The sequence below is a fragment of the Leptospira mayottensis 200901116 genome (genome assembly GCF_000306675.2).
Classification (GTDB): domain Bacteria; phylum Spirochaetota; class Leptospiria; order Leptospirales; family Leptospiraceae; genus Leptospira; species Leptospira mayottensis.
The window spans coordinates 3,752,501-3,774,255 of record NZ_CP024871.1 but is presented as its reverse complement, the minus strand read 5'-3'; the positions used below and the strand labels follow the sequence as shown (position 1 = coordinate 3,774,255).

General features: G+C 36.4%; 17 protein-coding genes (1 of these 17 cut by a window edge). 10 read left to right on the top strand and 7 right to left on the bottom strand.

Annotation, left to right across the window (positions count from 1 at the left end):
• Nucleotides 1-110 precede the first annotated feature (110 nt).
• The 3 genes from fliW to LEP1GSC190_RS17260 all read left to right on the top strand — a co-directional run bounded on the left by fliW (nucleotide 111) and on the right by LEP1GSC190_RS17260 (nucleotide 2,820).
• On the top strand, nucleotides 111-563 hold the full coding sequence (gene fliW / locus LEP1GSC190_RS17280; RefSeq protein ID WP_002749129.1) for a flagellar assembly protein FliW: 453 nt from the start codon (nucleotides 111-113) through the stop codon (nucleotides 561-563).
• On the top strand, nucleotides 564-818 hold the full coding sequence (gene csrA / locus LEP1GSC190_RS17275) for a carbon storage regulator CsrA (protein WP_036036425.1): 255 nt from the start codon (nucleotides 564-566) through the stop codon (nucleotides 816-818). It abuts the gene before it with no gap.
• A gap of 1,207 nt (nucleotides 819-2,025) precedes the next feature.
• Nucleotides 2,026-2,820, top strand: coding sequence for an LA_1326/LA_4305 family lipoprotein (locus LEP1GSC190_RS17260; RefSeq protein WP_173380607.1), 795 nt, complete (start codon nucleotides 2,026-2,028; stop codon nucleotides 2,818-2,820).
• Here the strand turns inward: LEP1GSC190_RS17260 and LEP1GSC190_RS20860 are convergent.
• From LEP1GSC190_RS20860 to LEP1GSC190_RS17245, 3 genes are all read right to left on the bottom strand, one after another.
• Nucleotides 2,783-2,962 carry a hypothetical protein gene (locus LEP1GSC190_RS20860; protein WP_002749112.1) on the bottom strand — a complete coding sequence of 60 codons (180 nt, stop codon included), beginning with the start codon at nucleotides 2,960-2,962 and terminating at the stop codon, nucleotides 2,783-2,785. The genes LEP1GSC190_RS17260 and LEP1GSC190_RS20860 overlap by 38 nt on opposite strands.
• Before the next feature lie 148 nt (nucleotides 2,963-3,110).
• A complete protein-coding gene (locus tag LEP1GSC190_RS17250) occupies nucleotides 3,111-4,922 on the bottom strand; it encodes a monovalent cation:proton antiporter-2 (CPA2) family protein (RefSeq protein WP_002749161.1) in 1,812 nt (603 codons plus the stop codon).
• Between the two features lie 22 nt (nucleotides 4,923-4,944).
• Nucleotides 4,945-5,724, bottom strand: a complete 780-nt coding sequence (locus LEP1GSC190_RS17245; protein WP_002749124.1) for a type 1 glutamine amidotransferase domain-containing protein — start codon at nucleotides 5,722-5,724, stop codon at nucleotides 4,945-4,947.
• A gap of 284 nt (nucleotides 5,725-6,008) precedes the next feature.
• On the opposite strand from LEP1GSC190_RS17245, the gene LEP1GSC190_RS17240 reads away from it, so the two are divergent.
• Entirely contained in the window at nucleotides 6,009-6,494 is a 486-nt protein-coding gene (locus LEP1GSC190_RS17240; protein ID WP_002763587.1) for a glutathione peroxidase, read from the top strand.
• 38 nt (nucleotides 6,495-6,532) lie between these two features.
• On the top strand, nucleotides 6,533-6,973 hold the full coding sequence (locus tag LEP1GSC190_RS17235) for a MarR family winged helix-turn-helix transcriptional regulator (protein WP_002749157.1): 441 nt from the start codon (nucleotides 6,533-6,535) through the stop codon (nucleotides 6,971-6,973).
• Between the two features lie 175 nt (nucleotides 6,974-7,148).
• Here the strand turns inward: LEP1GSC190_RS17235 and LEP1GSC190_RS17230 are convergent, their stop codons facing one another.
• Nucleotides 7,149-8,117 (bottom strand): NAD-dependent epimerase/dehydratase family protein, encoded by a 969-nt coding sequence (locus LEP1GSC190_RS17230; RefSeq protein ID WP_002749175.1) that lies wholly within the window; start codon nucleotides 8,115-8,117, stop codon nucleotides 7,149-7,151.
• A gap of 128 nt (nucleotides 8,118-8,245) precedes the next feature.
• Between LEP1GSC190_RS17230 and LEP1GSC190_RS17225 the strand changes: the two genes are divergently transcribed.
• Nucleotides 8,246-8,617: an LIC13410 family lipoprotein gene (locus LEP1GSC190_RS17225; RefSeq protein WP_002763650.1), complete on the top strand. Its 372-nt coding sequence runs from the start codon at nucleotides 8,246-8,248 to the stop codon at nucleotides 8,615-8,617.
• Nucleotides 8,618-8,627: 10 nt separating this feature from the next.
• Here LEP1GSC190_RS17225 and LEP1GSC190_RS17220 read toward each other — a convergent pair whose 3' ends face one another.
• Nucleotides 8,628-9,419, bottom strand: coding sequence for an LIC13411 family adhesin (locus LEP1GSC190_RS17220; RefSeq protein ID WP_002749146.1), 792 nt, complete (start codon nucleotides 9,417-9,419; stop codon nucleotides 8,628-8,630).
• Nucleotides 9,420-9,525: 106 nt separating this feature from the next.
• Between LEP1GSC190_RS17220 and LEP1GSC190_RS17215 the strand changes: the two genes are divergently transcribed.
• Nucleotides 9,526-11,949, top strand: a complete 2,424-nt coding sequence (locus LEP1GSC190_RS17215) for a 1-acyl-sn-glycerol-3-phosphate acyltransferase (RefSeq protein ID WP_036036468.1) — start codon at nucleotides 9,526-9,528, stop codon at nucleotides 11,947-11,949.
• On the opposite strand, the gene purT is transcribed toward LEP1GSC190_RS17215, so the two are convergent.
• Both purT and LEP1GSC190_RS17205 read right to left on the bottom strand, forming a co-directional pair.
• Entirely contained in the window at nucleotides 11,946-13,109 is a 1,164-nt protein-coding gene (gene purT / locus LEP1GSC190_RS17210; protein WP_002749172.1) for a formate-dependent phosphoribosylglycinamide formyltransferase, read from the bottom strand. The genes LEP1GSC190_RS17215 and purT overlap by 4 nt on opposite strands.
• Nucleotides 13,110-14,480: 1,371 nt before the next feature.
• Entirely contained in the window at nucleotides 14,481-16,118 is a 1,638-nt protein-coding gene (locus tag LEP1GSC190_RS17205) for a helix-turn-helix domain-containing protein (RefSeq protein WP_036036471.1), read from the bottom strand.
• Between the two features lie 970 nt (nucleotides 16,119-17,088).
• On the opposite strand from LEP1GSC190_RS17205, the gene LEP1GSC190_RS17200 reads away from it, so the two are divergent.
• The 3 genes from LEP1GSC190_RS17200 to LEP1GSC190_RS17190 all read left to right on the top strand — a co-directional run.
• Nucleotides 17,089-18,057, top strand: a complete 969-nt coding sequence (locus tag LEP1GSC190_RS17200; protein WP_036036429.1) for a sodium-dependent bicarbonate transport family permease — start codon at nucleotides 17,089-17,091, stop codon at nucleotides 18,055-18,057.
• Between the two features lie 367 nt (nucleotides 18,058-18,424).
• Nucleotides 18,425-20,359: an alginate export family protein gene (locus LEP1GSC190_RS17195; RefSeq protein WP_036036433.1), complete on the top strand. Its 1,935-nt coding sequence runs from the start codon at nucleotides 18,425-18,427 to the stop codon at nucleotides 20,357-20,359.
• 22 nt (nucleotides 20,360-20,381) lie between these two features.
• Nucleotides 20,382-21,755, top strand: the 5' portion of a protein-coding gene (locus LEP1GSC190_RS17190; protein WP_002749681.1) for a proton-conducting transporter transmembrane domain-containing protein. Its footprint extends 348 nt past the window's final position; the window shows 1,374 of its 1,722 coding nt (coding positions 1-1,374); it begins with the start codon at nucleotides 20,382-20,384; its stop codon lies off the right edge, out of view.

Here is a 21,755-nt window from a genome sequence, read left to right as displayed (position 1 = left end):
TCAAAAATGAGTAAGAACCTTATAACTTTGATTCTATATTTAAAGTTAATTTGGTTACGATGATCCGCCGTAAAATGTTCAGAAGGGAAATTCGAAGGTAAAAATTTAGAATGGGAATCGAGATTCAAACAAAACCGTTTGGAAAAATACAAATATCGGAAAAACAAATTCTTTCCTTTCCGGAAGGTTTGCTCGGATTTGAAGATTATAAAAAATTTGCGCTCATAGAAGAGGAAGAGGAATCCGTTTTTAAATGGCTTCAATCCGTAGAGGAAGTGGATCTTGCATTCGTGGTTATTCCACCTTCCCTTTTTAAAAAGAAATATAAACCTTTGATTCCGGAACAGGAACTACAGGGAATAGGGATCACCGAGATTGAAGATGGTCTGATGTTGGTAATCGTAACAGTTCCAGGAGAAGATCCGGCTTTGATGACCGCGAATATGCAGGGTCCGATTTTAATTAATAAAGAAACTCTTTTAGGAAAACAATTTATTTCAAGAAACGAATCTCATTCCGTTCGGGAAAAAATTCTCGCGTCGGCCGCAGTGGAGATGGATTAAGTGCTGGTCTTAGCGAGACGAACGAACGAATCAATCATGATCGGTGACGACATAGAAATCGTCATTGTGGATATAAAAGGCGATCAGGTGAAAATTGGAGTTAAAGCTCCGAGAAACGTTTCGGTACATAGGGCTGAAGTTTATAGAGACATTCAGGAAGAAAACAAAAAGGCAGCAGGAACAAAGATTAAGCCGGAAGATCTTGGTAAGATTGGAGACATTTTAAAAAAGAAAGATTCCGGAAAAAAAGGCTGACGGTACTTTAAAAATTTATAAACAATTAATAAATTTATATGAATTTTCAATCTGCGATCGTCGTCGCTTTGATTTTTATATTCATCACTATTTGTCGTTTCAATGGCTTGTTCAATCTTTATACTGGCGGCTCAATTTCTCTCTCAGTTTGAACTCTTGTTTTTATCTATTTTTTTATATTCTTTACTTTTTCTACATAAGTCTCTTTTTTGGTTTGATAATATTCATTTTCTTTGATGTATTTTCGATTCCTTCAAAACCAGAGTATGGAATGCATGTCACATCTTTGGAGTTGCGGAAGTATTCTCTGTAACTTTAAGATTATCCATTTTACCCGATATCGTGTTTGATAAGATTACTTTATCTTTATTTGTCAAAATTAGATTTTTAATCGTATTCTTTTCTTCGGAATATAATTCTTTTTGTAAATTTTTTAGTTTTCTAATGGGTCTTTTTATTTCGTTTATGATTACTTCAGTTTTTTTAACTTCTTCAACTTTCTTTTAAGATAGAAAATTTCATTTGCGGGAAGAGCATCCATTGAACCAAGTGAAAGAAATAAAATCTCTGCTGAAAGCTTTATCAACTTACAAACGATAGTCCTATCCATTCCAAAAACGTTGTAAGGAGAATAAATTTTTAGGTAAGAAATAAATCCTCCTTTATATCCTGTAAGATTGATTTTCTACCTTTGTAAAATTATGTTTTATTTCTTCTTTTAAAGATAAATACACAAGGTGGAATGGAACGCAGAATAATTTGAATTCTTGCTTGGAGACGCTGGGCAAGAATTGCGGTATTTAAGACTTTTTCTTTGGATATCATTATTTATAAAGTAGTATCTTCAGTTATTTGTGCAAAATTTTCGAAATTTTTTAATAGTTCTATAGTTTGTTACAAGAAACGAACTTTTAAGTTGTTTTGGAGAAATTGTGGGAATTCTCCTTAAAAATAGCAAATGATTCTATCGCTTTTGATTTGAATAGAATTTGGGCGGAAGTAGTTTATGGAAACTACTACAATCGGTATTTGTATCAATTTATACCGTAATCGGTTTATAAAAGAAAGATTGAATAGCTTAAATTTAAAATAGGTGCTTTCATTTTTTAAGGAATCCGCAGGAGTTTAACGATTCCACTCATGTGATAGTTAAGTCTCATCTGGGAAAATGATTGTAGGTGAAAAGGGAGTGTTCGTCGAGTTTGTTATGAATCAAGTTATAGTTATATTTTTTATTCTTCTTTCATTTTCCTGTTTTGCAGGAATCCGTAAAGAGCTAAATTATTTTTCCGATTCGATCGCATTCTATTCTTTCGAAGACGGTCCTGAACTTCCTTCATGGTTGGATCGTAGTGCTACTTATCTTCAGAATGAAGAAAAAAATAATTTTAAAAGTCTGATCGCGAATGCTTTGTATCAGATGAGAAACAAAAATGATTCTCTGATTAACGATTCTACACTCAGGATTTTTTCAAAAGAATTGAGTAAGGAAATCGCTGAACGTTCTTATGAAAAATTTGAACATTCTCCGTATCACACCTATCATCTTTGGATATTAAAAAAAGAGGACATGATCAATCCTGGGCGGAGAATTCGAAGGACGGTGTTTTTGCTTTATCCAAAAGTTGATTCCATTCATTTCGTCTTTTTTGAATTGAATCAATTCATAGATTTTCAAGCACCTTATACGTTTCAAGATTGGTCTAATTATTCTCTATCCGAATCAAATATTAAACCTTCTCTGGAAGTTTATATTCCGGATCTTGCAACCGGGGCTTTATCTTATTATAGGGATTTTCAAGGAGAATCGAAAAAATTTCACATCGTTTTTCAAACTCATTCTTCTACTTTGGAAAACGTCGGGGCGGAAAAATCGCAAAAAGAAAAGGACTCAAAAGATATTGAGAAAAGACTCATAGAACTAAAAAACTTGTTCGATAAGAAATTAATTTCCGAAGAGGAATTTAAGAAGAAACGGGAAGAAATTCTGAAATCACTTTAATGTTTTTGAATTTGGAAAAAGTTTCAAAAAATCGGAGCGGCTTTGTAAAAAGCCACTCCGCAGAGAATAGTGAAGAGAATTGGATTTTCCCATCTTGAACTTTTGCGAAGTTTAAAATGGAAAAGCTTCCTATAATGAACATATCTGTTGAACTGGGTCTAAAATACAGAGAAAAATAAATTATACTGTTATATTTTCATCAGTTTTTATAAAACTCGGATTGAAATAATTTATTGACTAATTTGAATACGATGAAATGCCATTTCTATAGAATGGGGCGATTGTAATCTTTATAAAGAAGACAAATTTTGATTTGATATTTTCCCTTCTTTTTCTTGGCGGTCGGCTTCAAAAGCAACCTCCAATTGGCGCATTGAATTCTTTGAAAATTTAATAAATTCTTTTTCGTCGTCTCGAATTTGGAACTGTCCTCTCAAGGTTAATTCGTCGTGGGCTCTGAATTTTTTAACTTTTTTTTCTACTTCGGAGTCCATAAAACCTAATTTCCTCAGAGTTTCTCCCGCTAATTCGAGTGCCGAAGCAAAAGTATCTCTGCGGATAATTTGAATTCCGAGCTCCATCAGTTTAAAAACGTGTTCTCGATTTCTCGCTCTTGCAATAATCGTCAAATTCGGGAAATGTTTTTTAACTAGTTCAGCGACTTTTATGGAGACATCTATATCCTGAATTGCTAATATAAATAGATCGGCTTGTTCGGCGCCCGCTGATCTCAAAAGACTCAGCTTACTCGCGTCTCCATAATAAATCTTATAGCCAAATTTTCTTGCAACGTTGACTTGATCCGGATTGTGTTCTAATGCGGTAAAACCAATTCTGTGAACGAAAAGCATTCTTGCAATAATTTGTCCGAATCGCCCGAATCCTACCACGATAACTCGATTTTGTTCTTCGATCGTATCTTCTTTGAAATTTTGATCTTTTTTGAAAATCAATTCCACAATTTTATCTTTGAGGGTTCCAAGGATCGGAGTTAAGCCCATGGAGAGAGTAACGACTGCAATGACTAAATCGGCTCTTTCTTTCGGAAGAACGGATAAGGATACGCCCACTCCTAGGATTACGAATGCGAATTCTCCCCCCTGGGCGATTGTCACAGAGAGATTTATTGAAGCCTCGTTGGAATGGTTGGAAATTTTTCCTATCAAAAAAAGCACTGTCGCTTTAACGAGGATTAAAATGAATGCGGAGAAAAGCACAAGAATCGGATCTTTTAAAACTTCACTGAGATTAATCGACATTCCCACGGCTAAAAAGAATAATCCGAGAAAAAGACCTTTGAATGGTTCTAAATTTGATTCCAATTCGTGCCTGTATTCTGAGTCTGCAAGGATCACTCCGCCTAAAAAAGATCCAAGCGCCATTGATAATCCTACCCGATCCATAAGTAATGAAATTCCGATCACAATCAGTAAGGATAATGCCGTGAAAATTTCATGATTCCCGCCGGAAGCGACGAGTTTGAACAAAGGTCTCGCTAAAAATCTTCCCGCTAAGATAACCGTAAGAATCGTTCCGATTGCGACTGCAATCTGTTTTATACTTCCTTGAGATCCCGGATCGGCGGCTGATTCTGCTAAAAAAGGAAGTGTTGCCATAATTGGAATTACAGCAAGATCTTGAAACAGAAGAATTGCAAAAGCACTTCTTCCGTGTATGGTTTTAAGTTCGTTTTTTTCTCCCAGTAACTGAAGAGCAAAGGCAGTAGAAGATAATGAAATACTAATGCTGATTACGATTACTTGGGATTTTTCCATGCCTAAAAAAGAAAGGATCGTAAAGAAGAAAAAAAATGTAAGAATTACCTGAAGCCCACCCAAGCCGAAAACGGGTTTTCTCAAAATCCAAAGTCTTTGAGGTTTTAACTCCAAACCTATCAAAAATAAAAGTAAAATAACTCCGAATTCGGAAAGATGAAGGATACTATCCACGTTAGTTATCAATCCGATTCCCCAAGGACCGATAATAATTCCACCGATAAGATAACCTACGACGGAGCCTAATCCGATTTTTTTGAAGAATGGAACCGAAATGACTGCTGCCGAAAGAAATACGATGAGGGTCACAAGTAAATTATCTTGCATTCTTTATCCTCGAATACTTAAATTACGAACTTTTTCTCTCGCGACCTGGAAATAATTTCATGAAAGAAATTGTAAAAGAGTGAGCGTCTCCGGGCCATCGTGAGGAAACGTAATTTCCGTCTGTAATTGCATGACCTCTCTTCAGTTTCTTATGATTGTCTCTGAAAATCGGTTTTGGACCGAAGTAAAAATCTTTCGGATCCCTTAAGGCCGATTTTACTTCTTCTTCTACGGTTTGGGGATAAGTTCGATAGTAATTTCCCAGCCAAAGTCTCGTGAGACTCCAAGCCGCCATCTCTTGCGATTTCAAAAGTGCTGTTGTTTTTTTTCCATAAAGGATGGATTGATCCGTTCCAGGTATTTTACTTCGAGCCGCTAAAACGACTCCATGACAAATCGCTCCTAAAGGTTTGCCAGTTGCAAAAAACGAACCTACGAATTCTTGCAACTCTTTTGATTCCAAGTATTCTTTCATTCCGGGGGCGTGTCCGCCGGGAAGAATCAGACCTTCAAAGTTTTCGGTTTTTAAGTCCTTATAAGAAAGGGGATTTTGAAAATGAGAGTCGGAGATCATTTCATCGTAGGCCGTTCTCGCTTTTTTATGAGCAATTAAAAAAGGCTTCCAAATTCCTAAGCCTTTGCCGGTGAGCATTCTAAAATCCGCCGATCCTGGTTTACCGTTAGGGGTTGCAAAGAATACTTCATAGCCGTTTTCCTTTAAAATTTTCCAAGGAATGGAGCTTTCAGACGGATCAAAATCAGCGGAAGGTAAGGGAATGAGAATTTTATACTTAGGGATCATAGGATTGATTTTAACTTTTCTCTAAAAAAATCAACACCTTAAGGATTTTCATTTCTAATTCATAATTTGTTCAAAAATTATAAAATCAATTTTAACTCAATTCTACACTTTACTTTTGAACTCGATATCGTATTAAGGCTGATCGATAAGGATGAATTCTCCGATTTTAGAGCTCGGTACTGAAAAATTGAAGTTTTGGAATAAACCGTAAAAATTTTCTTGACTAACATAAGAAATTTATATTTCGTAAAATTAAATTGTGCACAATTTAAATAGAGGTTAAAATGACCCAAACATTATACGATTTAACAGCTACTTTGAACGGTGGTAAAGAGCAGAAATTGGAGGATTATAAGGGAAAAGTTCTCTTGATCGTAAATACTGCGAGTGAATGTGCTTTTACTCCTCAATATGCGGGTTTACAAAGTTTGTATGGTAAATACAAAACGGAAGGACTGGAAATTCTCGGATTTCCTTGCGATCAGTTCAAACATCAGGAACCAGGTTCGGATGAGACGATTAAGAATTTCTGTCAAAAAAACTATGGAGTTGAATTTCCGATTTTTAAAAAAATCGATGTGAACGGAGATAATGCTCATCCAGTGTTTCAGTTTTTGAGAAAAAAAGCTTCTGGATTTTTCGGAAACTCAATCAAATGGAATTTTACGAAATTCTTAGTAGATAAACAAGGAAACGTAATTAAACGTTATTCTCCCATTACCACACCAGAAAAGATTGAAAAAGTTATCCAGGACCTTTTAAAAAAATAAAAACCGAACTCATTTCATGAAAATGAAACAGGTTTTTTATGAGTACGAAAGATCTTTTTTTAGAAAATCAAATTTGTTTTCCTCTTTATGCTTGTTCTAGGGCGCTAACCTCGCTCTATCGTCCTATATTAGACCAATTGGGCTTAACGTATCCTCAGTATCTCGTTCTTTTGGTATTATGGAAAGGAGATGGATGTAGCGTAAAAGAAATTGGGAAAAAATTATATTTGGATTCTGGAACTTTGACTCCTTTACTGAAACGTCTGGAGGATTACGGACTCGTTGTTAGAAAGCGTTCCGAAGAAGATGAACGTTCGGTGAGAGTTTTTCTTTCCTTGAAAGGAAAAAAATTAAAAGAAAGAGCGGTTGGTATCCCAGCTAAACTTCTTGAAATTTTAGAAGTTGATAAAAAAAGTTTTACCGATCTAAAGAATAGTTTGGATCGATTGTTATTTATCCTTTCCGATAAAATCGAATGAATCCAAAATGTTTTCGAATTTATTGAATCATAAAATGGAATTTTTACAGTTATATTTTTCATTTAGACTTGCTGAACAAGCGGTCTCATACAGAGATTCCGCTTGTCTCTACATTCCGAGGTTTTGGGACAAATTCTAAGTATTCAGATCGGTTTATCTTGTTTTATGGATGGGTTTAAATCGTGTTGTTTACAACACTTTGAATCCCTTCTTCAAAATCCATTTTAAATTGAAAACCTAATTCTTTTTGAATGAGGTCCGAAATTACGATCGAAGACTCTTGAATATATTCTAAGTTGACTTTCTTTTTAAAAATATTAGACAATAAACTGTTGGCTAAGTTAAATAGAAATAGAATTAAACCCTTTAATTTTAATCTAAAAAAAAACTTTCCAGGTTTCAATTTTAAAAAAAGAATTTCGATGTCTTTTGAAGATAATGCCCTTGGGTATGCGACATTGAATATTTTGCCGGATACTTTATTCCATTTTTTTAATATATCCAAAATAATTGCGACAACATCGGAAGAATGAACCATAGATTTTTTAAAGTTTGGATTTCCGGAATAGAGAAGAACTCCGTATTGAAATAGTTTTAAAAGTTTATTCAAAAAACTTTTACTAGTGGGTCCGTAGACAGATGCGATTCTGAGAATCACAAAAGGATTTTTGGATTTTCGTACAAGAGATTCGCATTCTATTTTTGAAATGGCGTAAAAAGTATTTCCATTTAGCACCGAAGTTTCAGTAACGGGTTGATTTGAAAAACCGTAGACGGAGGAAGAACTCGAAAATAAAATCTTGGTCGTTCGACTTTTAGAAGCGAATCGAAGAATCTTCTGGGTCGAAAGTTCGTTTCCTCTTTTGTATTCTTCCAAAGAAGACGCTTGGCCACTTACCTTACCTGCAAGATGAATGATAAATTCTGGTTTTTCGTTGATGGAAAATTCCGGATCGTTTTCAAGATCAACTTCGTAAAAAACAAAATTGGAATGGAATCGAATCGAATCGGGAAAGGAAGAAAGTTTTCTTCCTATGCAAACTACTCTGTAATTTTTAACTAATTCTGGAAGAAGTACCAGACCCAAAGAACCGCTGCCGCCGGTTAATAAGACGGTTTTTATAAAGTTCCCTTTATCGTTCATGGAACCATTTTGATTTTTCGATAAGGATAAAGAAGAATTTTTTGAATTCCAATTTTATTTTTGCTCTCGACGGTTAAAAATGGAAATCGTACTTTGTGGATTGAAATTTAGACCTAAGGAGCATTACGGTGAAAAAAATACTTTCAACGTTTTCGATTTTAGTTTTTATCTTGGTTCTTTCCTTTTGCAGTTCTGAAAATAAAAAGCAACCTACGAGACAAGAGTTTCAGCCTAATTCCGATATTAGGATGTTCGAAGTAGGAATGATAAAGGAAGGAGACAAACGGATTAAAGCAGAAGCCGTTTTGGGAACTCCATCGGTGGAACTGAATACGCAAGACGGCGCGATTTTAGAATGGTATTTGGTTTCTACTGATTATCAAAAAAATTCTTATAGGACTTTGACTGAGAAACCCGAAACGATATTGGAAGATACGAAGTTCATCAGACTTACGATCGATAAGAAAGGCGTGATCAAAAAGATGGAATATAAACTCTGATGGAAAAAGTTTAATCTACAGTATCGTCTTCTAATAAATCTAATCCCGCTAGTCCGACTAAAAAGTCGAGAAGTTCTGCGGGATTAAATCCAATTCTAAGCCCCACATAAATACCTAAATAGATTTCGATCTGATAAAGAAAACTTTTCGGATAACCGTCTTTTCTTTTATTAAAAGTTTGTAATGCGTTTTGTACTGCGGGATCATTTCGATCGAAACTTTGTTCTTCTATGAATCTTTTGTAAAATTCTTCCTTTTTTCTCTTTCGTCTTTCCGCTGTGGGAATATTGTAAAACGAAAGATAGCGGAGTTTTTGACTTTTGATGTTGTATCTTTCATTTAAGAACTCGGGGACCAGATCGCCTGGTATTTTTGAGTTCTCCAGGCTTTTTAATTCTTCTGCAGTTTCTGGAGAAATTGTTTCGGATGTTTCTTCCGTTTCGGACGTTTGTGTTTCTACTTCCAAAGGGAAAAAAGTATCACCTCCCAAAATTCCGAAAATCAGTTGTTGAGACCGGTATAAACCAAAATAACCGCTCCGGAGTCCGTAACCTTTGCCTAAATCTCTTTTACCTGGGGCGGATTCTCCGCCTTGAAAAACGAAACCCGCTGCTAAAGGGCCGATTCTAAGTCCTGCGCCGTAACCTGGAGTTTCCACTCCCAAGGTAAGGATATCTTTCAGATCGTTTTTTCTGTTTTGAAAGTATGTGGCACAATTTATAGAGCTGATAAGAAGGTAACTTAAGAATAGGAAAAAAAGTAAGAATCCGTTATATTTTTTTGTGGCATTCGATAAAGTCACAAGCCCACTCTCTTGCGATTTGTCAGTTAGGCAACCCGGAAAAAGAAAACAAAAGATTCGTTTTCTGATTGTTTCCCAAATTCTTAGCGTCTCAATAGCAATCAGAATGGAAGAAATAAAATCATCCGCAATTATATCTGCTAATATCGCAGTTTTAGGAGGCGGACCGATGGGGATCTATCTCTCCACGTATCTTTCTCCTAAGGCAGAAGAAATTTTTCTTTGGTACGATGATCGGAAAAAAGCCGCAAAAATCGAAAAAGAAAGAATAGCCTCGGTTCTTGAAGATTCAATCGCACTTCCTGAGAATGTTCATGTCAAAAGCGAATTTGACTTTTTAAAAAACGGTTCTTGGATCCTTGTGATAGCGGTGCCTTCGAGATTGATGGAAGGAATTTTAGACGAATTGATCAAAATTTTGGATAAAAGTTCTCCCCATTATGTCTTTGCGTTTACGAAAGGACTTTTATCTATCTCCACAAGAAAAAAAACAAATTGCATTACATATTCTGAATATATCCATAAACTTTCCGTTATGGGAGAATTAAAAAATGTCGAATACACCGCCGTTAACGGCCCGAATATTTTGGGAGAATTAAAGCGGGGCCATCACAGTTTTTATTGTTTGGCTTCTTCTGGAACTCAATCGGTGGAAATTTTTGAAGCGTTATTTGGCGATTCTCGTAGTCATACCAAAACATACGAAGATCTGATGGGTTTAGAGGTGTTCGGAGTGATGAAAAATCCGATCGCAATCGCTTGCGGAATCGCTTCGGGAATTCCCGAGTGCGGAAGTAATTTCGAAGGAGAATTGATCAGTCTCGGTTATTCGGAAATTATCACTCTTTTGGAAACGCTCGGAATTCCTACCAGACCCGTACAAGAATATGGTCTTGCAGATTTGATTGCTTCTTGCACTTCCCGTTATAGTCGAAACAAGGCATACGGTCATCGATTTGTACATAAATTAATTTCCGGAGAAGACCGGCCTAATCTGATTGAAAGAATCGAATTGTTTTTTAATCCTGCTGAATTTATTCAAAAAGAAGTCAGTCAAAGCGAAAGTCACGTAGAAGGGGCTTTTGCACTTGCTTCGATTATTTCTTTGGCAGAGGAAAAGAATGTTGATATTCCACTCTATAGTATTCTTTTTCAAATACTTACCAGAAAGGTTTCTCCGACAGAATTAATTCGTTTCGTTTCCAAGTCTACTACCGACGAGGTTCGTCACATTTCTAAAACCACCACAAAGCGCTCCGGTTTAGGGATGGCTTCCGGTAAAAAGTTTCAGGAAGCGTTGAGTAAAAATGTATTAAGGCATATCAACAGTCAACCGGGAATGACGGATCGTATTGTTAAACAATCCTCGCTTCTTGTGAAGTCATTGGAAAAAAGGTATACAGAAGCGAAAGAATCCAAGGATATTACGGATCTTTTACAGATTCCAAAAGAGATACAACTCTGGAACGAGGTAGAAAAGAAGTTTCAGGAAAAGGGAAATAAGGATTTAACAAAAATATTAGATTTTTATGTTTCCGAAATTGCGGATGATTACAAGCCGTTTTTGCGCGATACACTCATAAATCTGATCATCCCGATTCGTTACATTTTAAATGGCTTTAAATCGGGAACTGGATTGCCTAAGATTGGCGGTTGTGTCAAGGAAGTGAAAGCTCTTGCTTCGAGATACGATATTCTTTATACACCGACTCACAGATCTCATTTGGATTCGATAGAAGTTGCTTTCGGTTTGAAATGGCTCGGACTTCCAGTACCACGATACGCCGCTGATAAAAAGGTAATGGCTACCCCTGGACTTGCTAACGTATTGAAGTCCCTCGGTGCTTACATGGTGGATAGAAAAAGAAATCGGAATATTCTATATTTGGAATGTTTGACTCAGTATTCTACGATGATGTTGGAGGCTGGAATTCCAACTTTAGTGTATCCGGAAGGAACCCGTTCTCGAACGGGGGGAATCCTTCCGATTAAAACCGGAATTTTATCCACTTCCGTAGAGGCCTATAAACATACTGGTTCTGAAGTCATCGTAGTTCCGATTGTGTTATCTTATGAAAACGTTCCGGAGGATGAAGAGTTTTGCGGAAAAGATAAAAAGTCCGGCTTTAAAGATTTTTTCTATAAGAGAAAGGAAGTGTACATGGATCTTTGTGAACCGATTCCAGTTTCAAGATATATACACGAAGAAGATCCGGTGGGGGTGATCGGATTTGAAATTACACAAGGTTGGAGAAAATACAGGAGAATTTTACCGAATCAACTTGTCGCACGTTTGATCGTGGAAACGGGAACAGAAGTAAAGATGAACGAGTTGAGAAATTTAATTAAGGAAACGATTCTGATTAAAAAAGGAAATTATCTCATTCGAGATTCCGACGAAATTTTAAAACGAGGGCTTAAGATTTTAAAACAAAGAAAGATAGTATTTTTGGAGAATGAGAGCGTAAAGGTATTGGATCATAATCTGATCCAATACTATGCGAATATGTGTACGGACGAATCATCTTAATCAACTTTAATTTTAGAAGCCAAAAGAATCGCACGTTTAAGAAGAGAGGAGGTAGCTTCTCCTTTTGTGGAATAGGAAAGGGCGACTCCCATCCTACGGTAAGGTCTTGTAATTGGTTTTCCGAAAATTCTGAAATCTGATTCGGGCATTTCTGATGCGATATCTAATCCTTTTATTTCCGGAATTTTACCGTCCGTGCTCGCAAGAATTACGGCGCTTGCCCCTTTTCTTTCTTGAGTGATTTCGGAAATCGGAATTCCTAAAATCGCACGAATATGAAGCTCAAACTCGTTGAAGTTTTGTGTTCCGGCTAACGTAACCATACCGGTATCATGCGGTCTTGGAGAAAGTTCCGAAAAATAGACTTGGTCTTCGGTTAAAAAAAATTCCACACCCCAAATGCCGAAGCCTGTCAGTTCTTTTGTTACCATTCCCGCCATTTTTTGCGCTTCCTTCAATTGAACTTCGGAAATTTCTGCCGGTTGCCAACTTTCCTGATAATCTCCTCTTTCCTGCCTATGGCCGATCGGTGGACAGAAAAGCGTTTTGCCATTTTTCTGTGTAACCGTTAAAAGTGTGATCTCCGATTTGAAAGAAATGAATTCTTCCACGATAATTTCCGTAGTACCCGTGCGGCCTTTAGTTTGAGAAGCTTCCCATGCTTTGGAAATATCTTTTGAGGATTTGATAACCGACTGTCCTTTTCCGGAAGAAGACATCAGAGGTTTAACTACACAAGGAAAACCTAATATTTCGGTTGCTTTTATCAGTTCTTCTTCCGAGGAAGCATATAAATATTTTGCAGTAAGAAGTTTTAAATCTTTTGCCGCCAAATCGCGGATTGATTTCCGGTTCATTGTAAAATTAGCGGCTTTAGCGGAGGGAACTATCTGGTAACCTTGTTTTTCATATTCGTAGAAACGTTCGGTTCTAATCGCCTCGATTTCGGGAACGATCAGATCCGGTTTATGTTTTTTTACGACTTGATCCAGAAGGTTCCCGTCTAGCATGTTGATGATTTCTTTTTCATGAGCAACCTGCATGGCAGGCGCGCCGTCGTAAGAATCGACGGCAATTACATATTGTCCTAGTCTTTGCGCCGCGATGACAAATTCTTTACCGAGTTCCCCGGATCCTAAAAGGAGAATTTTCTTTTTCATAGTCTTATCGGCAGACTGAAAGAAATATTCGAAAGATCAAAAAGAAAATCTTAGTCTGTCCCAAAAATTACAATCATATCATAGAATGACGTTCCGAGAGGAAAGAGGCTTTTAAAACAGATTCGAGGAGGAGTTTCGTCTTAGGTTCTGTTTTGAAAAAGTTGATAGTTGATATCATTCTTATTAAGACGAATTATCCCATTCGGAGCGTGGGGAATCAATCTCTGATTTAAGTGACGATTGCTTCGGAAGTTTTGGACTACCCGATTTCACTACGTTTTCAAGAATATTATAGTATTCATGGGTTTTAGACTCATTTTTAGTTTGTCCGGCCTTGATTTGGATACGCCTGGTCCAGTTCAGAATTTTGATTTTGTGAAATCTCCGAAAAAATCAAAGAGATCATCAATAGGGTCGAGTCCGAATTTTGCTCGGTTAAAGCCTTATCAACGGATTCCGATCTGTTTGTACTAGGGTTTCTGTCTTTGCTTTCCTAATGTTATAAATTAATTATATAATTTTTATTTTACATTTCATTTCCTTTACCGATTTTGGAATTGATCGTCACTTTATCTTCCTAAACTTTTACTTTTGGAAATTTCTTATCTTTAATTTTAAATGCAAACATAGCTCCGAGGAGCCTACAACCGTGGTGGATCAAAATCAGAAAGGATTCATTCGTTTTTAGTTTGTTGATTTTAATTGCAATTCGCTGACTTATACATAGAGATTTATTACTTGGCATTGATTGCTAAAAAAATTTTTAGAGAGAGTTTAGTACAGGTCTACGTGGATCGCTTTTCCATTTTTGGTTCGAATATCGATGGACCCAGAAGATGTTTGGATGATAGCATTCTCTTGTGGAATTAAATGCGGAGAAGATTGTATTTTTTCTTTTATCGTTTCTAAAAATAAAAATTCTTCGATCAAATTTCTGCATGAAATTACTGCTTAGTGATCTTCGTTCAATGAAAAATTCATTTTATAGAGGTTCTTATAATTCTTCTTGAGGAATGAGTTTGGTGGATAGGGATAAAGAGTCTGTATTAAAATCTTAAGCGAAAGCGTTTGTAATTATTAAGAACCTGTTTCAAAACCTTTAAAAAAATTAGTTACAATCATTCAGTAAGTTCGTAATAAAATATAGAAGTTCTCACAAATTACGTCCTTTTAGTAGTTTAGGAGCTTTCGAGTATATTTTATAATCGTTAAGTTCTCGTTCGAAGTTCCTATATTTTGAGGTTTTGGAACAAATTCTAAATTGTGACGGCGTATAAAAATAATACGAAAATCAAAGATGAACTTCTGCATAAATGCTGGAATTTTCACAAATCACGTCTTTTTCCGATAATTTATAAATTATTTGATATATTATAATTTTCTAAATTTTTTGCTGAAAACAGCTTCGCTTTTGAGTTTTTTTCTACGGTAGGCATTCGGATTGGTTCCGGTGAACTTTTTAAATTCCATATAGAACGTGGATTTGGAGCTGAATCCGGCGCGGCCCCCGATTTCCGAAGTTGTTTTTTCTGGATGATCTAAAAGAAGTTTTTTAGCTTCTTCGATCCTATATTGATTGATTAGGGAGGGAAAATTGTTTCCAAACTCTACGTTGACGATTTCTGAAAGTTGGTGAAGACTTAATCCGAGTTCTTTTGCTATGTTTTCTTCTTTCAATGATTTTTGAAGAAAAACTTTCTTCTTTTCTAAAAGATCCTTAATATTCCGAATGACCTCGTTTACATTTAAGGAACTTGTAATTGATTTTCTAGTCTGTGCGGATTCTTTTTCCTCTATTTCTTGGTTTTTTTTTCGATTGAAAAACTCGTTCAACGAAAAACTTACTAAAATCGAATGGAAAGGAAAAAAGAATACGACTCCAAACACCGAAAAATAATTAAACGGATAAAAATCAAAATGAAAGATCGTTTTATATGTGTCCAAAACAAGAAATATCGCCCAAGACGTTGTGTAAAGTAATCCGATTGAAGAATTGGAACCAAAGAATTGATAGTGAACTCGAATAAAGTAAAAAAAGGAAAGACCGGCGGTCGCGACTAAAAGAAGAATTCTATGGTCATACCAAGATTGTAGAAGAGGAATAAGAGAATATAAGATTCCCAATGCTCCTGCAATCCAAAAGAACACCGAGCGATAAACTTTCTTCTGATTGGCCTTGTCGATTGCGAACAGATATAAAAATAAAAACACGTAAGAAATTCCGAGAAATAAGAAATAGCTATGCCGAAATAGATTATTTGTATTTCCGAAAATTTCTGCAAAAGTGCGCCCATGAAGAAAGTAGAAAGTGAGGATGACTGAAAGTACGTATAACGGGAAAAAAATAAAAATCGAATTCTTGAATCGGTAATAACCGAAAAAAGAATAGAGAACCGCAAATCCAATGATTCCAGCGATCGAATAGGAAGTAATGAATTTAAGCCTTTTGTGAAGTTCGAATTCTTCTAAACCCATAATCCGGATTCGATAATTGATATCTTCGTTTGATAACACGAAAAGATAAAAAATTCTATTTTCGTTTGGCTGCAGATCTATCCTAAAATGTGGTAAGGTTGTGAGAATCTTTTCATCCGTTGTAGAATTTGAATAACCTGATTTTACAGAGACGAATTTTCCGTTTTTATCAAAAAAACAAAGTTGAGTATCGGGAACGTTCAACCAGCCAAGTAAGAGAATTCTATTCTGAATTGTAGATTCAGAATTTTGAACGCTGAAGCGTAACCAATTTCCGAAAGAAGTTCTTTTCACTCTGAGGACGTCGGTTGAAATCGAATGCCATTCTAAATCTTCTAGCCCATCAATATGATTTGGGGAACAACCCGCAAATTTTTGATCCCTATATCGGTATTCGATAAGAGAACTGATGTTTTTTGAAGAAGTATCTTGATTGAGTAATACTACAGGTTCGGTATGTGCGAAAATTGAAGAAAAAGAAATAAAAATTCCAAACATCAGAATGAAAGTTTTAAAATTTAGATTCTTATACATTCCGTTCAACGACCTTTAGTATCGTATATGACTGAGACAGTAATTATTCTTTTTTAAAAATGTTTCCGAAATAAATTGTTTTTTCTACAAAAGATCGGATTTTTCTATATTCTATAATGAATCAGATTTTTTCGGAAAATCTCATGTGTACCAGTACTTTTTTTAAATCTAAATTTTTTTATATCCTGTGACAATAATTTCCGATTTTATAATGCTCACCAGCTTCTTGGTTTGAATTTTTTTCTTTTCATTTTTTAGAATAGGGAATTTTGATTCAGAGTTTGTCCAAAAACTTAGGAAGTGGGAGCTTTCTATAGGAATTTAATAATGAAAAAGTCATTCGAAAGCCCATAAAATTACCCAAAAGGACTTAAATTGTGCGAACTCCAATGTTTTATTACGAACTTACTGAATCATTGGAACTGATTTCTTTTAAGGTTTTGGGACAAACTCTTAATGATTACAGCCGATCTATCATTTTAGAATAAACTTTAAATCCCAAAACAACAATCAATTAGAAAGGGACTTCACGAATTAACAATCGGTAAATATTACCGGACTTATAATTCAATATATGGAAGTTGCAATGTTGATAAAATCCCGTTCAAAAATTCTATGATTCAATCCCCAAAAGTTGTTTTGTAGTATGATGGTGATTTATTTTATTACCCAAACTGCTACAGAATAGTAAAAACGATTTTGCTTTTAAACCTTTTAGAGAAAATCTCTGGTTTCAATTTTAGGTTTTCTGTCTGTCGCTAAAAAATTATAAAAATCATCGAAAATTTGTAAAGGCTTAATTTTTCAAAAAGTGATTGTCCAATTTTATAATCTTGGAAAGTCTATTCTGAGTAGGGATTTAGAAAATAGGTTTTAATTTCTTTCTCTTTAAATCCATAGATTATTGCTATTTCGCTTGAGGTTTTAATCGAAGTCACGATATTCTTAAATCATGGAGAGTTGACTTATTATGGACACGCATGCAATTTTAGAAAATGTATTAAATCCACCGGTATTGTTTTTCTTTCTCGGTATGGGTGTGGTTTTTTTCAAATCAGACTTGGTTATCCCCGAATCACTGTCTAAGTTCTTTTCAATGTATCTTCTTTTTGCCATTGGCTTTAAGGGTGGGCACGAGTTGTCCAGAACCATATTCACCCAAGAACATTTTTTTACTCTAATTGCTTGTTCGATTATGGCCATTTTGGTTCCTATATACGCGTACTTCATTTTGAAAATTAAACTTGATAAACATAATGCCGCCGCTTTGGCCGGTTCTTTCGGATCTATCAGTGCGGTTACTTTCGTAACCGCGGGCGCGTTCTTACACAATCTCAAAGTCGAATACGGTGGCTTTATCGTTGCGGGCATGGCTTTGATGGAGTCTCCTGCAATCGTAATTGCGGTGGTTTTGGATCGTTTGAACAAAAATAAAATGAATGGTGGAAGCAGAATTAATTGGAAAGCATTGTTACACGAGGCTCTTTTTGGTTCTTCGATTTATCTTCTGGTTGGAGCGTTGATCGTAGGTTATATCACAGGCGATTCCGGTTGGAAGGCTGAGAAGGTATTTGCGGATGATTTATTTAAAGGAATTCTTACATTCTTTCTTTTGGATATGGGAATTTCCGCGGCTCGTAGATTCAAAGAACTCGCTCATGTTGGACTCTTTTTGATTGTAACGGCTATTGTTTTGATGGTCGTAAATGCAACAGTAGGTTTAATTCTTACTAAAGTTATTGGAATGCCTGTTGGAGACGCTCTCATGTTTGTTGTTCTTTGTGCTTCCGCTTCTTATATTGCGGTGCCTGCCGCTATGAAAGATATGATTCCCGAAGCGAACCCGAGTATTTATCTTACAGTCGCACTTTCTATCGTATTTCCGATTAACATAATTGCCGGTATTCCGCTCTATTATTATTTCGTGACTTTAACTTAAGGAGAAGAAACGCCCGATATTTTCTCGGCGATTGTTTTTACAGTTTGTTTTAGAAACTCGAATTTTCTATTGCAATAAGATTCAAAACTTGTTGTGTTTGGGCCGCCTTTTTTGTGTGCTGAAAAGCTCAATATTACGCTTCTTGAGTTCGTAATTTTCCTTTCTGCCGAGTACAGATACAAAGTGCTTGAGAGTTCGGCCACTATAGATAGGTTTTCTGAGCTATATGGGATTAAATTTCATAATAAGTCGTCGCGAAGGAATTCAATTTAATGTTTGAATTCTTGTGTAGATTCTTTCTTGAAAAGGTTAAGTATAAAATCTTGCGATATTCATTTTCTCAAATAAAAATGAAGAGTTAAATCAAATGATTTCGAATCAAAAAAAGCACACTACGAAAATAATGTTTATTTTGTTTTTTCTTCCTTTCTTTTTCGGAAGTGAGGTTTTGTTTTCTCAGGCTACTTCACCAAACGCAGGGCCTGTCATTGCAGCGGAAACGAAATCTACTACAGAGGATAATTTTGATTTTGTTTCTCCGATGAAAAAAAACGGAATTAGTGCCGAGTACAATCGACACATGTTTATCGATCCGGATCTCTCTAAGACGGTAAACAAATACTCGAATAAACTTTGGATCAATAACTGGATCAAATTAGGTTTTTATCTAAGACCTAGATACGAATCGAGAAATAATCTTAACTTTGATAAATCCAATCACGCTTATACGGATCGAATCATGCAGACTTCTGCATTTTATTTTCTCATCGATCCAAATTCGTATGTGACTTTTAAAATTACCATTCAAGATACCAGAGTTTGGGGCGGCGCATCTCCTGCAAATGTCGGGGACATTCGTTCTGGGTTTTTCAGCAATACTCCGACTCTTAGTTCGGATCCGAATATTCCGGGTAGGCCGAACAATTCAATCGCTCCCAACAGTACAAGTATTAGAGAAGCCTTTGTAATGATTCAAAAACTTCCTTTAGAAGCTAAAATGCAGGTTGGTCGGCAGATTTGGGCTTATGGTGATCAGAGGATGATCGGCGGAGGAAACTGGACGATCAACGGTTTATCCTACGATGGTGCCCGAATTATGTTCGATTACGAGAATTTCAACTCTCACTTTTTTGCCGCGAGACCTTATTGGACTCAAAGTGGTGTGAACGGGGTTTTTTCTTCCAACGATCCAAAAGTCAATTCCACTCCGGGAAACACAAATCCTTCCGCTTCCCAATCGGATACAACTCTTTTCGGTACATACAATACGTTCAAAATCTTGAATGAAATAGTTTTAGATATTTATAATATAGATGTAATCAAAAAGTGGATTCCCCAAACGACTCCTGCTTCCACTACGGATGACGTTCTCGCCATCAATCGTAAAAGGCAAAACGATCAACTTTATACGACCGGTTTTAGGCTTACTAATAGAACCAATAAAAACAATCTTCCCGAAGGAAAGGCTTGGGATTGGGCTGTAGAAAGTGCATGGCAGAACGGTTACAATGGTCAAAGAATTCATAAACGATTTTTAGGTTATGACCTCCCGGGTAATGTTGAAGGTGTAAATTTTGCAGATACAAGAACCGAAAGGATCAAGTATTCCGGTCATTTTCATGTCGTACAGAGTGGTTATACTTTTCTGGAGAAGTTAAGGTTGGGATTACAATACATGTACGCTTCCGGCGATAATAACCGAATGGATGGAAGTTTTTCCACTTTTCAAACTCTCGTGAATCCTCGTTTCGGTGTAATTCCTTATTGGAATAACGTAGCCGGCCTTTCCGAGAATATCGATATGAAAAATTTAAGCTCCTGGAATACGAACCTTACTTACAAAAGTAGCAAGTGGGGAATGTTTCAAATAGCGTATATCATTAACGACAAGGTTCAGAAAAACGACGCTTGGTATGCGATCAATGGAGGTGCAAACTCGATAGCAGGTTCTACACTTTCTTCTCCGGTAGCAACGTCGACTAACGCGATCGGGAATGTTTCTTCTGTAGGCTCGACGGAAAATTATACGGGAAACGCTTTCACACAACCGTATTCTACTGGCAGAAACATTTATAACGAATTGGATCTAACGTGGATATTTCAGGTGAACGATAATGTGTCTATTTGGACAGGTGCTGGTTTTTTGATCGCGGGAAATTCGATTCGAAATTATAGGAACAGTCCGTTGTTCTATAATGGAACGACGAACCAGTTTGAATTAAATACTGCAGCGTTGATGAAACAGCATACCTCTGACAAGAATGCGAGCGTATTCTTCTTTCAAATGAACGCCGCGCTTTAATAAAAGGAGGCTCAATCAGCCAATGATCATTCTATCTTATTTGATAGTTGTAATGTCTCTTGTTGTACCCTTTTTAGTAGCAAAGGTACTCGGTAAGGATTTTTTCGGGCAGGATACGGCTATATTTATTGGCCTTACTCTTCAGACAGTGTTGGGAATGATAATCTCCGTTTATGTTCACGGTTATGAGCACCGTAAAAGAACAACCATTCTCTTGGGCTACGCTATATTCTTCCTCAGTACTGGGCTGTGCTATTTAGTCGGTAAAACTTTATGGCTGATTCTTTTTTGGGAATTATCCACGGTCAGTGCTTTCCTTCTTTATCAAGGAGGTAAATGGACTCCGAATTCCATCAAAAGTTTTATTGCGTTAGTCGTTGCGGGTGGGGTCGGAGCTTTTTGTTTTACGTATTGGACTTATTCTCCTGAAGGTCAGTTCGGAAATATTTTTTTGGTTGCTGGTCTTTTAGTGAAAGCAGCATTTTTTGGGTTTCACTTCTGGCTTCCGGAAGCTCATTCTGGATCTCCGGCGCATGCGTCTGCCGCTTACTCGGGAATTTTGGTAAATCTTCCTTTGATCCTTTTTCATCAGCTCGTGGCCCCTTGGCTCGGTAATACTGTTTATATCAAAATTTTAATTCCTTTAGCAGGTTTCGGAGTACTTTGGGCGGGTTTATCTTCTTTATTTTCAAGAGACGCTAAGAAGGCGATTGCTTACAGCACTGTAGAGAATATGAATTTTCTGTTTCTCTGTATTCTTCTTTCCGCGTTGTGGAAAGACAGTGAAGTGGAGAATTTAAAAGTACTCAGCAGATCTTTTTCGTTTCTGTTCATTCTTTCTTTGATCCACCATAGTATCAGTAAAACATTTCAGTTTCTTTCAATCGGATACCTCGCCAAAATATCAGGTTTTTCGAATGTGGATCAAAACACCGGTGTCGGAAGAATTTCTGGACTACCGACTTCGTTGTTAAGTTTAGGGACGATCAGTTTTCTCGCGATCCCAGGGACTACTGGATTTCTTTCAGAAGCGACTTTTGTAAAATTAGTCGCGGGAGTTTTGGAAATTCCAGGACAAAGTGCGATTCTCGTCCTTCCACTTTTGATTTTAGTTTCCTCCGGTTTGGTTTTAGGGGCGGCCGGTCACTTGAGAATTTTTCTGGGAATGGTTTTGTCCAGGCCGAGAACCGAATGGTCTGAAAACAAACCTTCTCGTTCTGTATTTTATTCTATTTTTTTAAGCGGGGCTTTGATCTTGGTTGTGTCCTTTGGAATCTCTGCCTATGCATTGTATTATTCGCCAACTACAGAATGGTTGGACGAACAATGGTATAGAGGCCTTGCGATCGTCAATTTTGTTGGACTTGGAATGATCGTTTTTGTGGGTATTCTAGGC